At 71.0% G+C, this 14,604-nt stretch carries 14 protein-coding genes; 5 read left to right on the top strand and 9 right to left on the bottom strand.

Translation table 11 applies throughout. The features are described from left to right. Positions 1-19 precede the first annotated feature (19 nt). Together HGK34_RS01750 and rfbA are read left to right on the top strand one after the other, a co-directional pair. Positions 20-1,858, top strand: coding sequence for a phospho-sugar mutase (locus HGK34_RS01750; RefSeq protein WP_201844811.1), 1,839 nt, complete (start codon positions 20-22; stop codon positions 1,856-1,858). Between the two features lie 77 nt (positions 1,859-1,935). Beyond that, positions 1,936-2,799: a glucose-1-phosphate thymidylyltransferase RfbA gene (gene rfbA / locus HGK34_RS01745; protein ID WP_201844810.1), complete on the top strand. Its 864-nt coding sequence runs from the start codon at positions 1,936-1,938 to the stop codon at positions 2,797-2,799. A 13-nt stretch (positions 2,800-2,812) separates the two neighbouring features. Here the strand turns inward: rfbA and HGK34_RS01740 are convergent, their stop codons facing one another. Together HGK34_RS01740 and rfbD are read right to left on the bottom strand one after the other, a co-directional pair. Continuing rightward, positions 2,813-3,469, bottom strand: a complete 657-nt coding sequence (locus HGK34_RS01740; protein ID WP_201844809.1) for a methyltransferase domain-containing protein — start codon at positions 3,467-3,469, stop codon at positions 2,813-2,815. Positions 3,470-3,914: 445 nt separating this feature from the next. After that, the gene (rfbD, locus tag HGK34_RS01735; RefSeq protein ID WP_201844808.1) at positions 3,915-4,796 is read right to left on the bottom strand and encodes a dTDP-4-dehydrorhamnose reductase; all 882 of its coding nucleotides are present in this window, start codon (positions 4,794-4,796) and stop codon (positions 3,915-3,917) included. Between the two features lie 74 nt (positions 4,797-4,870). Here rfbD and HGK34_RS01730 point away from each other — a divergent pair, with 74 nt between their 5' ends. Continuing rightward, positions 4,871-5,485, top strand: coding sequence for a dTDP-4-dehydrorhamnose 3,5-epimerase family protein (locus HGK34_RS01730; RefSeq protein WP_201844807.1), 615 nt, complete (start codon positions 4,871-4,873; stop codon positions 5,483-5,485). 115 nt (positions 5,486-5,600) lie between these two features. On the opposite strand, the gene rfbB is transcribed toward HGK34_RS01730, so the two are convergent. The 4 genes from rfbB to HGK34_RS01710 all read right to left on the bottom strand — a co-directional run bounded on the left by rfbB (position 5,601) and on the right by HGK34_RS01710 (position 9,322). After that, positions 5,601-6,596: a dTDP-glucose 4,6-dehydratase gene (rfbB, locus tag HGK34_RS01725; RefSeq protein WP_201844806.1), complete on the bottom strand. Its 996-nt coding sequence runs from the start codon at positions 6,594-6,596 to the stop codon at positions 5,601-5,603. Between the two features lie 51 nt (positions 6,597-6,647). After that, entirely contained in the window at positions 6,648-7,814 is a 1,167-nt protein-coding gene (locus HGK34_RS01720; protein ID WP_201844805.1) for a nucleotide sugar dehydrogenase, read from the bottom strand. Positions 7,815-7,875: 61 nt separating this feature from the next. Then, positions 7,876-8,487 (bottom strand): DUF402 domain-containing protein, encoded by a 612-nt coding sequence (locus HGK34_RS01715; protein ID WP_201844804.1) that lies wholly within the window; start codon positions 8,485-8,487, stop codon positions 7,876-7,878. 22 nt (positions 8,488-8,509) lie between these two features. After that, on the bottom strand, positions 8,510-9,322 hold the full coding sequence (locus HGK34_RS01710; RefSeq protein WP_201844803.1) for a siderophore-interacting protein: 813 nt from the start codon (positions 9,320-9,322) through the stop codon (positions 8,510-8,512). Positions 9,323-9,411: 89 nt separating this feature from the next. Here HGK34_RS01710 and HGK34_RS01705 point away from each other — a divergent pair, with 89 nt between their 5' ends. Next, positions 9,412-10,515 (top strand): adenosine deaminase, encoded by a 1,104-nt coding sequence (locus HGK34_RS01705; protein ID WP_201844802.1) that lies wholly within the window; start codon positions 9,412-9,414, stop codon positions 10,513-10,515. A 66-nt stretch (positions 10,516-10,581) separates the two neighbouring features. Next, a complete protein-coding gene (gene deoC, locus HGK34_RS01700) occupies positions 10,582-11,289 on the top strand; it encodes a deoxyribose-phosphate aldolase (protein WP_201844801.1) in 708 nt (235 codons plus the stop codon). Positions 11,290-11,469: 180 nt separating this feature from the next. Here deoC and HGK34_RS01695 read toward each other — a convergent pair whose 3' ends face one another. The 3 genes from HGK34_RS01695 to HGK34_RS01685 are packed head-to-tail and all read right to left on the bottom strand — an operon-like array spanning position 11,470 to position 14,604. Further along, positions 11,470-12,777 carry a thymidine phosphorylase gene (locus HGK34_RS01695; RefSeq protein WP_201844800.1) on the bottom strand — a complete coding sequence of 436 codons (1,308 nt, stop codon included), beginning with the start codon at positions 12,775-12,777 and terminating at the stop codon, positions 11,470-11,472. Continuing rightward, entirely contained in the window at positions 12,774-13,295 is a 522-nt protein-coding gene (locus HGK34_RS01690) for a cytidine deaminase (protein ID WP_201844799.1), read from the bottom strand. Before HGK34_RS01690 ends, HGK34_RS01695 begins: the two co-directional genes overlap by 4 nt. 4 nt (positions 13,296-13,299) lie before the next feature. Further along, on the bottom strand, positions 13,300-14,604 hold the full coding sequence (locus tag HGK34_RS01685; protein WP_244666267.1) for an ABC transporter permease: 1,305 nt from the start codon (positions 14,602-14,604) through the stop codon (positions 13,300-13,302).

Here is a 14,604-nt window from a genome sequence, read left to right as displayed (position 1 = left end):
GCGACGAGGGGATGAAGAGATGACGCTTGTGGATGACGAGGCCGTACTGAGCGACGCCGAGACGTGGATCGCCGACGACGTGGACGACGCCGACCGCGCCGACCTGCGGGACCTGCTCGCCAAGGCCGCCGACCCGCACCTGCGCGAGGTGGCGCTGGCCGAGCTGCGCGACCGCTTCTCCGGGCTGCTCGAGTTCGGCACCGCCGGGCTGCGCGGTGCGATGGCCGCGGGCCCGCACCGCATGAACCGGGCCGTGGTGATCACGGCGGCGGCCGGGCTGGGGGCATACCTCGCGTCCGCGGTCCCGGGCACACCGCGTGTGGTCGTCGGCTACGACGCACGGCACCGGTCGGCGGATTTCGCCCGGGACACTGCCGCCGTGCTGACCGCGGCGGGCGCCGACGTCTCGCTGCTGCCCGCTCCCCTGCCCACGCCCGTGCTCGCGTTCGCGGTCCGCCGTCTCGACGCCGACGCCGGTGTGATGGTCACCGCCAGCCACAACCCGGCCGCGGACAACGGGTACAAGGTCTATCTCGGCGGGCGCGCGGTCACCGATTCGGGCCAGGGCGCGCAGATCGTGCCACCGTACGACGCACGGATCGCCGCGGAGATCTCGCGCATCGCCAAGGGACCGGGCGGGGCGTCCGCCGTGCCGCGTGCCGACAGCGGCTGGAAGGTGCTCGGCAACGACCTCCACGAGGAGTACCTCCGGCGGGTCGCCTCCCTGCGCGACCCCGAGCTGCACATCCGCGATGCTCACGCCCCGCGGGCGACGCCGGTGTCGGGCGCCCGGACGGCCGTGGCCATCACTCAGGAGGACACCGGTCCGGCTCCTCTGCGGATCGTGACCACCTCGCTGCACGGGGTGGGCGGCAGGACCCTGGAGCGCGTGCTCGCGGACGCGGGATTCACCGACGTGGTTCCCGTCGAGGAGCAGTTCGACCCGGACCCCGACTTCCCCACCGTGCGCTTCCCGAACCCGGAGGAGAAGGGCGCCCTCGACCTCGCCATGTCGATCGCGTCGGACGTGAGGGCCGACATCGTCATCGCGAACGATCCTGACGCCGACCGCTGCGCCGTGGCCGTGTACGACGCCGACTGGGGCACCTATCAGGGGGCCGAGACCGCGCGGTCGCACGGCTGGCGGATGCTCACCGGCGACCAGGTCGGCGCACTGCTCGGCTGGGACGTCGCCCGGGGCACGGCGTCGGGCACGCTGGCATGCTCGATCGTGTCGTCGCGGCTGCTGGGGCGGATCGCCGAGCGCCACGGTCTGCGGCACGCCACCACGCTGACCGGGTTCAAGTGGATCGCACGCACCCCGGACCTGGTGTTCGGCTACGAGGAGGCGCTCGGGTACTGCGTGGACCCGGACGCCGTGCGGGACAAGGACGGCCTGTCCGCGGCCCTGCGCGTGGCACTGCTCGCCGAGCGGCTCAAGGAGTCCGGGCGCACGCTCCTGGACGCGCTGGACGACATCGCCCGGGCGTGCGGCCTGTACAGCACCGGTCAGCTCGCGGCCCGGTTCACGGATCTCGCCCGCATCCCGGAGGCGATGGGCCGTCTGCGTGCGGCTCCCCCGGACACGCTCGACGGCGCACCCGTGACCGGTGTCGTCGACCTGTCGGAGGGGGTGGACGGGCTGCCGCCCACGGACGGCATCGTGCTGACGGCCGACGACGGCACTCGCGTGATCGTCCGGCCCAGCGGGACCGAGCCCAAGGTGAAGTGCTACCTGGAGGTCGTGAGCTCCGTGGCCGGCGACGCCACCGGCGAGGACCTGGGGCGGCACCGGGTCGCGGCACAGGAGCGGCTGGAGCGGCTGAAGAAGGAGCTGGCGTCGGCGCTCGGGCTCTGAGCTCGTGGGCCGGCGCCGACCCGACGCACCACGGCACGTGGTTGCGTGCCCGGCCCGTCATGGAAGGATCGGGAACCATGCGCGGAATCATCCTGGCTGGCGGGTCCGGAACCCGGTTGCACCCGATCACGCTCGGACTCAGCAAGCAGCTGGTCCCGGTCTACGACAAGCCGATGATCTACTACCCCCTGTCCACCCTGATCCTCGCGGGGATCAAGGACATCCTGGTCATCACCACGCCGCATGACGCCGATCAGTTCCGGCGCCTGCTCGGCGACGGCTCGCAGTTCGGCATCAACCTGGAGTACTGCGTCCAGGCGTCGCCGAACGGTCTTGCCCAGGCGTTCGTGCTAGGGGAGGAATTCATCGGTACCGAGTCCGTGGCGCTCGTCCTGGGCGACAACATCTTCTACGGCCCGAGGCTCGGCTCCCAGCTGACCCGGTTCTCCGACATCGACGGTGGTGCGGTGTTCGCCTACCGTGTCGCGGACCCGACGGCGTACGGCGTCGTCGAGTTCGACGACGCCGGGCGCGCGCTCTCGCTCGAGGAGAAGCCCGAGCGGCCGCGGTCCAGCTACGCCGTCCCAGGCCTGTACTTCTACGACAACGACGTGGTGGCGATCGCCAAGGGGCTCTCCCCCTCGCCCCGCGGCGAGTACGAGATCACGGACGTCAACCGCCACTACCTGGAGCAGGACAGGCTCCAGGTCGAGGTGCTGCCCCGGGGCACCGCCTGGCTCGACACCGGAACGTTCGACTCCCTGCTCGAGGCGTCGGACTTCGTCCGCACGATCGAGCGGCGCCAGGGCCTCAAGATCGGCTCCCCGGAGGAAGTTGCCTGGCGTCGTGGGTTCCTGACGGACGACGAGCTGCGCGTCCGGGCTGAGAAGCTCACGAAATCGGGCTACGGGACCTACCTGCTGAGCCTCGTGGAGAAGTGAGCCGGCGCCCCCGTCACCGCTTGCGCACCACCAGGTTGACCCAGGGCGTCGGACGGAGGATGGCAGGTCTCTCGGAGCACCAGAGCACCGTGAAGCCGGCTCGTTCCACCTCGGCGCGCAGCTTGCCCGGCGGCCAACGGGAGAAATAGCGCTCCCCGGGCAACCGCTCGTTCTGAACCATGCTGTTCCACGGCACCGGCGCGGCCTTGGTGTTGAACCCGAGACGCCCTCCGTGGTCCAGGGCCTCGTGGACGTTCTCGAGCGCGGTGCGCAGTTGCCGATTGGTCATGTGGCAGAAGACCGAATTGGCGAACACCGCCTGTTGCCGTCCGGGGAAATCGTCGGTGAGCACGTCGAACCGCAGGGCGCCGATGCCCTGCTCCTGGAAGCTCCTGAGGAAGGGGGCGGCGATCTCCGACCGCTGGACCCGATATCCCATGGACTCGAGATACGTGGCGTCCCGCCCCGTTCCGGACCCGACCTCGAAGATCGCCCCGGTGAGCGGAACACCGGCCACGAACCGGTCAAGCCATTCCTTCATTCCGCCGGTGACCTGACGCGGAATCGATAATGCATACTCCTGGGCGAACGATTCATAAGACAATCGCGTCTTCTCAGCCACAATTCGGTCGTGAGACAGTGTGGTCTCCTCTTGCCGCACCAAGCTCATGACAGTAGGATAAACCGTATATAGGTGGCATCGTCAGCGTTCATGGGGTGATATTTCATGTCCGGTCCGCTCCGAGTGCTCGACTGCGACTTCTGCGTCCCTCTCGTCGCCGACCCCGCATCGACCGTGCGACACCTTGCCAACCGCATTGTCACCCGATGCGGGAAAATGCTCCTGATCGCCGACCACGCGCCTATGACCCTAGGACATCTCCTCCTGATTCCGCGGGACCACCACACGGCAATGGCATCTTTCGTCGCCGAGGATCCCCGCGTGACCAGAACGGTGCACACGATCAGACGCAGATATCGAGATGCGTTCGGGGGCTGCACCGGTTCACGCGTCGGCAGGCACCTGTGTAGAATTTACCAGAGATATACGACATATTTCCCTAATTAATGACATATAGCACCCTAGCGGACGGCGAAGGGCGAGAAGGGCATCGTCAGGGCGAGACCGGCCCGAGCGTCTCCGCGGCGGCTTCCGACCACCGCTGCGACCAGTCGCCGATCGGGGTGACTCCCGCCGCGGCCACGGCCGCGTGGGAAAGGACCGAGTACGCCGGGCGGGGCGCCGGGCGCGGGAAGACGTCGCTCGTCGTGGGCTCCAGCTTCACTTGGTTCCCCGTCGCTGCCACCACCCGCTCCGCGAAGCCGTACCACGACACCTCGCCCGCGGAGGTGCCGTGGTAGATGCCCGCCGGCACGTCCGCGGCGACGAGCCGCACGATCAGGCCGGCCAGATCGCGGGTCCAGGTGGGCTGCCCCACCTGGTCGTCCACGACGTCCAGCCGGTCCCTCTCGGCGGCGAGCCTCGCGATCGTCCTCGGGAAGCAGGGACCGCCCGCTCCGTACAGCCAGGCCGTGCGCACGATCAGCGAGCCGGGTGCCTCGGCCCGGACGGCCCACTCCCCCGCAGCCTTGGTCCGTCCGTAGGCGGATCGGGGCACGACGGGCGCGTCCTCCGCGTACGGTGCGGTCGCGGACCCGTCGAACACGTAGTCGGTGGACACATGGACGAGCCGGGCGCCCTGGCTCGCGCAGGCGCGCGCCAGGTGGGCCGCTCCGACCGCGTTGACGGCAAACGCCTCCGGCTCGTGCGCCTCCGCGTCGTCCACGGCGGTCCAGGCGGCGCAGTTCACCACGACGTCGTACCCCTGCACCGCCCGGGTGGTGGCGACCGGGTCGAGGATGTCGAGCCCGGTGCCTCGCCCCGCCGCCACGACGTCGTGGCCGGCGCCCCGGGCAACGTCCACCATGTCCTGTCCGAGCATCCCGGCGGCTCCGACCACCAGCCACCGCTCCCGCACGCCACCTCTTGGTTCCATACGTATGATCCTAGGGTCCGACGCCCCGTCCCCACCTCCGCAACGTGGGGTCTTCCCTGCTCCGAGGAGTCCTCATGCAGTACCGCGAACTGTCCGTGCCCGGCGCGTTCGAGATCACCCCGAGGCAGTTCGGCGACGCCCGGGGACTCTTCCTGGAGGCGTTCAAGGCCGGTCCGTTCGCCGAGGCGGCCGGGCACGCGTTCGACCTGCAGCAGGCCAACTGCTCCGTCTCCGCCGCCGGGGTACTGCGCGGCATCCACTTCGCCGACGTCCCACCCAGCCAGGCCAAGTACGTGCAGTGCCTGCGCGGCGCCGTGCTCGACGTCGTCGTCGACATCCGTACCGGCTCGCTCACGTTCGGCCAGTGGGACAGCGTGCTGCTCGACGACGTCGACCGCCGTGCCATCTACCTGTCGGAGGGCCTCGGGCACGCGTTCCTGTCCCTGGAGGACGACTCGACGGTGATGTACTTCTGCTCCGCCGGCTACGCGCCCGAGCGCGAGCACGGGATCCACCCGCTCGACCCGGCGATCGGCATCGACTGGCCCACCACGGCCCGCGACGGCAGCCCCCTCACCCACCAGTTCTCCGCGAAGGACGAGGCGGCCCCCACTCTCGCGCAGGCCGAGGAGCAGGGTCTGCTCCCGGCCATGGAGGACGTGGAGAAGTACCTCACGACCCTCCGTTGAACGGGTACCGCCGAGGAGACAACACCGGCGAACACGACAGGGGCGTCGACGGAGGTGACCCCGTCGACGCCGCTGTCGTACCCGGCGGGCGGCGACCGCCGGAAGCTCCGGTGCGCTACTGACCCGTCCGGGCGTACTTCGCCTCCACGGCCGCCTTCGCCGGCCGCCACCAGGCCTCGTTGGCGCGGTACCAGTCGATCGTCGCGGCCAGGCCGTCGTGGAACCGGGTGTATCGAGGGCTCCAGCCGAGCTCGTCCCGGAGACGGGTCGCGTCGATCGCGTACCGCATGTCGTGGCCGGGACGGTCGGCGACGTGGTCGAAGTCGTCGGCGTCGCGGCCGAAGAGCTCCAGAAGGGTCCGCACGACGTCGAGGTTGTTCTTCTCGCCGTCGGCCCCGATGAGGTAGGTCTCGCCGATCTGCCCCTTGTCGATGATGGCCCAGACCGCGGCGTTGTGGTCCTCGACGTGGATCCAGTCGCGCACGTTCAGGCCGGCGCCGTACAGGCGCGGGCGCACGCCGTCGATCAGGTTGGTGATCTGCCGCGGGATGAACTTCTCGATGTGCTGGTAGGGCCCGTAGTTGTTGGAGCAGTTGGAGATCGTGGCCGGGACCCCGAACGACCGCACCCACGCGCGCACGAGCAGGTCGGAGCCCGCCTTCGTGGACGAGTAGGGCGAGGACGGGTTGTACGGCGTCTCGGGCGTGAACTTGGCCGGATCGTCCAGCTCCAGGTCCCCGTACACCTCGTCCGTGGAGATGTGGTGGAACCGGGTGCCGTGCTTCCGCACCGCCTCCAGCAGCGTGAACGTACCCACCAGGTTGGTCTGCACGAAAGGGGACGGGTCATCGAGCGAGTTGTCGTTGTGCGACTCGGCCGCGAAGTGGACGACGACGTCGGACTCGCTGACGAGCCGGTCCACCAGGGCGGCATCGGTGATCGACCCCTCGACCAGCTCCACCCGCTCGGCGACCGGGGCGAGCGAGCCACGATCTCCCGCGTAGGTGAGCGCGTCGAGGACCGTGACGTGCGCCCCCGCACGCTCCCGGACCGTCTGCTGGACGAAGTTCGCTCCGATGAATCCGGCTCCGCCGGTGACCAGGACCTTCACGTGTCGATGTTCCTTCGGTGGTGCGTGCGGTGGGCGATGCCGGCCGAGAGCTCAGTCGCGGCCGTAGATGTCGCGCGTGTAGACCTTCTCCGCGACGTCGTCGAGGACGTCGGTGCGGCGGTTGGCGATGATGACGTCCGCGCGAGCCTTGAACGCTTCGAGGTCCTCGATGACCTCGGAGTGGTAGAACTCGTCCCCGTCCAGCGTCGGCTCGTACACCACGACCTCGACGCCCTTGGCCTTGATCCGCTTCATGATGCCCTGGATCGCGGAGGCCCGGAAGTTGTCGCTGCCGGACTTCATGACGAGCCGGTACACGCCCACGACCTTCGGCTCGCGGCGCAGGATATCGGCGGCGACGAAGTCCTTGCGCGTCGTGTTCGCGTCGACCACGGCCTGGATGAGGTTCTGCGGGACCTGGGAGTAGTTCGCCAGCAGCTGCTTGGTGTCCTTGGGCAGGCAGTACCCGCCGTAGCCGAAGGACGGGTTGTTGTAGTGCGAGCCGATCCGCGGGTCCAGGCCCACACCCTCGATGACCTGCGCGGTGTCGAGGCCGTGGATGGCCGCGTAGCTGTCCAGCTCGTTGAAGTACGCCACGCGCAGCGCCAGGTAGGTGTTGGCGAACAACTTGATCGCCTCGGCCTCCGTCGCCTCGGTCAGCAGCACCGGGACGTCCTTGGTGACCGCGCCCTCCAGGAGCAGGTCCGCGAACCGCTTGCCACGCTCGGACCGGTCTCCGACCACGACGCGCGACGGGTGCAGGTTGTCGTACAACGCCCGCCCCTCGCGCAGGAACTCCGGGGAGAAGATGATCGCGGCGTCCGGGTGCTCGGAGCGCATGCGCTCGGTGAACCCCACCGGGATGGTCGACTTGATGATGATCGTCGCATCCGGGGCGACGCCCAGCACGTCCTTGATAACGTACTCCACCGACGAGGTGTCGAAGAAGTTCGAGACCTCGTCGTAGTTCGTGGGCGTGGCCACGACGACGACCTCCGCGCCCTCGTAGGCGGCGTGCGCGTCGAGCGTCGCGGTCAGGTTCAGGTCATGGTCGCGCAGGTACTCCTCGAGCTCCGCGTCCACGACCGGCGAGCGCCGCTCGTTGACCTGCGCAACCTTGGTCTCGTCGAGGTCGACTGCCCAGACCTCGTGATTCTGGGCGATCAGGACTGCGTTCGACAGGCCCACGTAGCCCGTCCCCACGACGGCGATCTTCATGCGGCCCATCGTACGGGCTGCACTCCCGGGTGGCCTCGCAGTTCACCCGAGCACCGGCAGCTCAGCGCAGGCCCTTCCCGCCGAGCACCCTGTCCAGCACGGCGAACCACCGCTCGGGCACGACGTCGTCGAACGGCGCCTCGCCCCCGAGCACAGCGGAGAGGAGCGCTCTCGCGTCCGCGTCCACACGTGCCACCAGGTCGGCGGGATACCCGTACCGCACCTGGTGCTCGGCGAACTCGTCCTGGTCGTCGATGAACGCCGGGCCTCGGCCCCGGGGGTCGTCGTAGCCGGGACGGAAGCCGATCACGTCCAGGTCGAGGTCGGCCATGGTGACCTCCCAGGCCCGCCGCCGGACCCGGCCCGCGGGCACGCTGCGCCACACCGGGACCGTCGTGAGATCGGTGTACACCCGGGTGTTGAAGGGGTGCTCCTGGTCGCCGGGGTAGAACGCGGGCGTCCAGCCGGCATCGGGGAAGAACCCGACGCCCCGGGTACTCGCGCGGTACCGGAGGCCGGGCCGCGCGAAGCGGGTCCCGGCGGGGTACCCGATCCAGACCCCGTGCTCGTCGGTGCCGAGGTACACGGCATCGAACGTCCAGTGCCGACGGCCGTCCCACTTCGTGTACCGGACTCGGACGGGTTGGCCGGGGATGCTGGGCCGCTGGGTCATCCCGCGACCCTATCGGGCGTGGTCAGCCGGTCAGTGCGGCGTCGTCCCGGTCGACGGCTGCACGCCAGCCCGCCTTGTCCTCGCGCCAGCCCTCGTCGTTCCGGCCCCTCTTCCAGTAGCCCGACGCCGACAACAGCTCGCGCGGGATGCCCAGCTCGGCACGGGCCCAGCGGCGCAGTTCGCGCACGCAACCCGCCTCACCGTGCAGGAAGGCGTGGGGAACGCCCCCGGGCAGCGCACCCGAATCGTGCGCGGCGCGCACCGATCCGGCGAGCCCGGGGCCGTCACCGCGATGCACCCACGTCACCTGAAGATCGGCCTCGGACACGAGCTCCTGCTCCTCCTGCGGTCCGGCGACCTCGACGAAGACGTGCGCCCGGGCGGAGGGCGGCAGGGCCTCGCAGGCCGCCGCGATGGCGGGCAGCGCGGACTCGTCGCCCACCAGCAGGTGCCAGGCCGCGTCCGCGGAAGGGGCGTAGCCGCCGCCGGGGCCGAGGAAGGACACCTCGTCGCCGGGCCGCACACGGCCGGCCCACGGGCCGCCGTACCCCTCACCGTGCTCGACGACGTCCACGTCCCAGCTCTCGCGGCGGGCCCGGCGGATCGTGTACGTCCGCACCAGCGGGCGCGCGCCCTCGGCGGGCGGCGGGCCGAGCACCACCTTGATGTAGCGGTCCGTGAACGGTCCCGGATCGACGGACGGGAGTGCGTCACCACCCAGCGTCACGCGGACCATGTGGGGCGTGAGCCGCCTCACGGCGGTGACCGTGGCGGTGACGGGCGTGCGGCCCGCGCGGGGTCTGGGGGCGGAGGGGATCTCGGCGATCTGTGACATGGCGAGGTAAGCCTAACCTCCTTTCCTGAGTGCCCGGGGTGCCGGCGGCCGCCCGACGATCCGGCTGCCGGGTAGGTAGGTTGGACGCCATGACACAACTCGGCGCCGACACGATCAGGGCGCTACCCAAGGTCTTGCTGCACGACCACCTCGACGGCGGTCTGCGGCCCGAGACCGTCTGCGAGCTCGCCCACGCCGTCGGCCACGAGCTGCCGCACGACGAGCCCGCCGCACTCGCCGACTGGTTCGAGACGGCGGCCAGCTCCCACTCGCTGGTCCGCTACCTCGAGACGTTCACCCACACCGTCGCCGTCATGCAGACGGCCGACGCCCTGGAGCGCGTCGCCCGCGAGGCGGTGATCGACCTCGCGGCCGACGGCGTCGTGCACGCCGAGCTGCGCTGGGCACCGGAGCAGCACCTGAGGAGCGGGCTGACGATGGCACAGGCCGTCGGAGCCGTGCAGACCGGGATCGACGACGGCGTCGCCCACGCCGCCGCGCAGGGCCACACCATCCGCGCCGGGCAGATCCTCACCGCGATGCGGCAGGAGGACCGCTGGAGGGAGGTCGCCGACCTCGCGATCGCTCGGGCGGGCGACGGCGTCCTCGGCTTCGACCTCGCCGGGCCCGAGGACGGGTTCCCGCCGGGCCGCCACGACCAGGTGTGGCGGCACCTCGCCTCCCACCAGGTGCCGGTCACCATCCACGCGGGCGAGGCGGCCGGCGTCGACTCCGTCGCCGAGGCGCTGCACACCGGCCAGGCGCTGCGGCTCGGGCACGGGGTACGGATCGCCGACGACATCACGTTCCCCGGCCACGGCGCACCGCGCGACACGGCCCGGCTCGGCCCCGTGGCCCACTGGGTGCGGGACCAGCAGATCCCGCTGGAGGTGTGCCCCGTGTCCAACACCCAGACCGGGGCCGCCGAGTCCGTCGCGAACCACCCGATCACGCGCCTGAAGGAGCTCGACTTCGCCGTGACGCTGAACACGGACAACCGCCTGATGTCCCGCACGTCCATGACACGCGAGATGATGCTCCTGAACACCGAAGCCGGGTGGACTCTCGACGACCTTCTCGATGTCACCGTGGCCGCCGCCTGGAGCACGTTCGTGCACCACGACGAGCGCCGCACGCTGGTCGAGCAGGTCATCGTCCCCGGCTTCCAGAAGATCGAGAGGGCACTGCTCTGACCGAGCGTTCCGACCGGGTACGACCTGCCCGGCCGGGATCGCGGAGCGGTGCGGAACGGAGCAACGATGACCCTGGACCGTGCGGCGCTCGCCGCGATCGTCGACCACACCCTGCTCAAGCCGGAGGCGACGGCCGATGAGGTGACCGCGCTGGTGGAAGAGGGCGCCCGCCTCGGGGTGTTCTCGGTGTGCGTCTCCCCGACGTTCGTGGCGCACGCCCGTGAGGTCGCCGCCGGGCGGCTGAAGGTCGCCACGGTGTGCGGCTTCCCGTCCGGCAAGCACGTCAGCGAGGTGAAGGCGGCCGAGGCGGCACGTTCGGTGTCCGACGGCGCCGACGAGGTGGACATGGTGATCGACGTCGGTGCCGCGCGCGCCGGACTGTTCGACGACGTGCGGGCCGACATCGCGGCCGTGCGGGCCGCCGTGCCGCAGGGCCACCTGCTGAAGGTGATCATCGAGTCCGCCGCCCTGACGGAGGACCAGATCGTCGCCGCCTGCGAGGCGGCGGAGGCCGCCGGGGCGGACTACGTGAAGACCTCCACGGGCTTCCACCCGACGGGCGGGGCTTCGGTGGAGGCGGTCTCGCTCATGGCCAGGACGGTCGGCGGGCGCCTCGGCGTCAAGGCCTCCGGCGGGATCCGCGACCTGGACGCGGCGCTGCGCATGGTCGACGCCGGAGCCACGCGGCTGGGCCTGTCCGGCACGGGCACGGTGCTGGACGGATTCGACGGCGCCGTTGCCCCGAGCGCGTCGTCGGACGCGGGCGCCTACTGACCCCACAGACCCCGCAGACCCCGCAGGGTTTGCGCGCACGGCCAGCGGCCCCCGCCGAGCGGCGGGGGCCGTTGTCGCTTCGTGGGGGGCGCGCCCCGTCGTCCCGTCCGAGCGGCAGCGCTCCGGCCGGGCGGTCCGGCCGCGCGGTCCGGCCGCTCCGGCGGGCCGTCGCCGGGCCTGCTAGGCGATACGGTCGAGAATCAGCTTCCCCGGCGTGGCGTCACCGGCACCGGCGGCGCCGCCCGGAAGCACCTCCCATGCGCCCTCCAGCGCCTGCCGGGCACGGGCGAACCGCTCGGGAGTGTCGGTGTGCAGGGTCATCAGGGGCTGCCCCGCCGTGACGCGGTCCCCCGGCTTCGCGTGCAGCTGAACACCGGCGGCGGCCTGCACCGGGTCCTCCTTGCGGGCACGTCCCGCGCCGAGCCGCCAGGCGGCGATGCCCACGCCGTACGCGTCGAGCCGGGTCAGCACACCGTCCGCACCCGCCACGACCGTCTCGGTCTCCTTCGCCACGGCGAGCTTCGCGTCGGGATCGCCGTCCTGCGCGGCGATCATGCGACGCCACACGTCCATGGCACGGCCGTCTGCGAGCGCCGCCCGCACCTCGTCCTCGCCGACCGGACGGCCGGCACCCGCCAGCATCTCGACCGCGAGAGCCACGGTCAGCTCGACGACGTCCGCGGGTCCGCCGCCGGCGAGGACCTCCACCGACTCGGCCACCTCCAGGGCGTTCCCGGCGGTCAGCCCGAGAGGCACCGACATGTCGGTGAGCAGCGCGACGGTGTGCACGCCCGCGTCACTGCCGAGGTCCACCATGGTCCGTGCGAGCTCCCGCGCCTGCGGGAGCGACTTCATGAACGCGCCCGAGCCCACCTTGACGTCCAGCACGAGCGCCCCGGTGCCCTCGGCGATCTTCTTGGACATGATCGAGCTCGCGATGAGCGGGATGGACTCCACGGTGGCGGTGACGTCGCGCAGCGCGTAGAGCTTGCGGTCCGCGGGCGCCAGCCCGGATCCCGCGGCACAGATCACGGCGCCGACGTCCTCGAGCTGGGCGAGCGTCTCGTCGTTGGACAGCGCGGCACGCCACCCGGGGATCGACTCGAGCTTGTCCAGCGTGCCGCCGGTGTGCCCCAGGCCGCGCCCGGACAGCTGCGGGACCGCGACGCCGAAGCTCGCCACGAGCGGCGCCAGCGGCAGGGTGATCTTGTCGCCCACCCCGCCGGTGGAGTGCTTGTCGGCGGTGGGCCGGGACAGCCCGGAGAAGTCCAGGCGCTCCCCGGACGCGATCATCGCGCCGGTCCAGTGCGCCACCTCGACGCGCGACATCCCGTTCAGGAAGATCGCCATGGCGAGCGCGGACATCTGGTAGTCGGTGACCAGGCCGCGTGTGTAGGCGTCGATGACCCAGTCGATCTGCGGTCCGGACAGCGCGAGGCCGTCCCGCTTGGCGCGGATCACGTCCACCGCGTCGAACTGCTCGGTCATGCCTGCTCCTCTCCCCGGGCCCCGGTCCGGGAGCCCCCTGTGTCCTGCACTCGCCGCGCCCGGGCCAGGTCCTCGGGCCCGAATGCCTGCGGCAACACCTGGTCCATGGGCAGCACTCCCTGCGGGGTGTCGACCAGCAGGTCCGCTCCGCCGTGCTCCCACAGCAGCTGGCGGCAGCGGCCGCACGGCATGATCAGGCGCCCCGTGCCGTCGGTGCACGTGAACGCCGTCAGGCGGCCGCCACCGGACATCATGAGCGCGCTCACGAGCGAGCACTCCGCGCACAGCGTGATGCCGTAGGCCGCGTTCTCGACGTTGGCGCCGGTCAGGAGCCTCCCGTCGTCCGCCAGCGCGGCAGCGCCGACGGGAAAGCCGGAATACGGCGCGTACGCGAACCGCAGCGCGTCCCGGGCCGCGGCCCGCAAGGCGTCCCAGTCCGGGTGGGCGGCGCCGGAGGTGGTGACGGCGTCCGGGGACGACGGGTCCCGCGACCCGTCGCCGTCGGTGGTGGTGCCCATCGCGTCAGCCCTTCACGTACGGCTGGCCGTTCGCGGCGGGTGGCCGCGATCGTCCGACGAGCCCGGCGACGGCGAACAGCGTCACCACGTACGGGACCATCAGCATGAACTGGCTGGGAACCGGGGATCCGACCACGCTCAGCACGTTCTGCAGGTTCGACGCGAAGCCGAACAGCAGGCCGGCCAGGGCAGCGCGCACCGGGTCCCACTTCCCGAAGATCATGGCCGCCAGCGCGATGAAGCCCGCGCCCGCGGTCATGTTCAGCCCGAACTTGTCGATCGCGACGGTCGTGTAGAAGGCGCCGCCGAGCCCGGCGCAGGCGCCACCGATGAGCAGCGCCAGGTAGCGGGTCCGCTCGACGTTCACGCCCACGGTGTCGGCGGCCTTCGGGTGCTCGCCGACGGCCCGCAGCCGCAGCCCCCAGCGGGTGCGGTAGAGCGCGAACGACACGCCGGCGACCACGAGGTACATGAGGTAGATCAGCGGAGCCTGGTCGAACAGGACGGGGCCGATCACCGGGATGTCGCTGAGCAGCGGGATGGTCCACGAGCCGAACCGGGGTGCGGTGTTCAGCGTCGCGGCGTTCGGCACGAGCACCTGTGTGTAGAAGAACGACGTCAGGCCGAGGACCAGCACGTTCAGCACCACGCCGACGATGATCTGGTTGACCCGGTGGGTGACGGTGAACAGTGCGAGCACCAGTGCCACGAGCATGCCCGCCAGCACGGCGGCGAACAGGCCTGCGAACGGGGATCCCGTGACCGAACCGGCGATCGCGGCCGTGAAGGCCGCCGCGAGCATCTGCCCTTCGATCGCGATGTTGATGACGCCGGACCGCTCGCCGATGACGCCGCTCAGCGAGCCGTAGATGAGCGGTACCGCGCCCAGCAGCGAGCCGGACAGCAGGCTCACGATCGACAGGGTGCCGGAGCTGCCCGCGCCGGCCCAGGCGAGGAAGCCGACCAGGAAGAGGGCGCCGAACGCGGCGATCGCCCAGATCGACGTCGTCCGGTTGGCCAGCGTCCGGGCCACCGAGATGGCTGCGATGAGTGCCATCAGCACCAGGCAGCTCCAGGCCAGCGGCATCGCCGGGATCTCCAGCAACGGGATCTGCAGGGCGTCGGAGCCGCGGGAGAGGGCGAACTTCGTGGCGCCGTCGCGCGGTGCGGCCACGAGCAGCAGGGCGAAGAGGGCGGCGATGACGATCAGGCCGCCCGCGGCCTTCCAGCCCACCTGCGTCACCTGACGCTTCTCGACACCGTCCGACGGCGTCCCCGGCATGTCCGGGGCCTCGACTGCGGCGCTCAT

Source organism: Myceligenerans indicum (assembly GCF_016742955.1).
In the GTDB taxonomy this organism is placed as follows: domain Bacteria; phylum Actinomycetota; class Actinomycetes; order Actinomycetales; family Cellulomonadaceae; genus Myceligenerans; species Myceligenerans indicum.
Note: the sequence above shows the minus strand (reverse complement) of the source record. Positions and strands in the feature narration are given on the sequence as shown.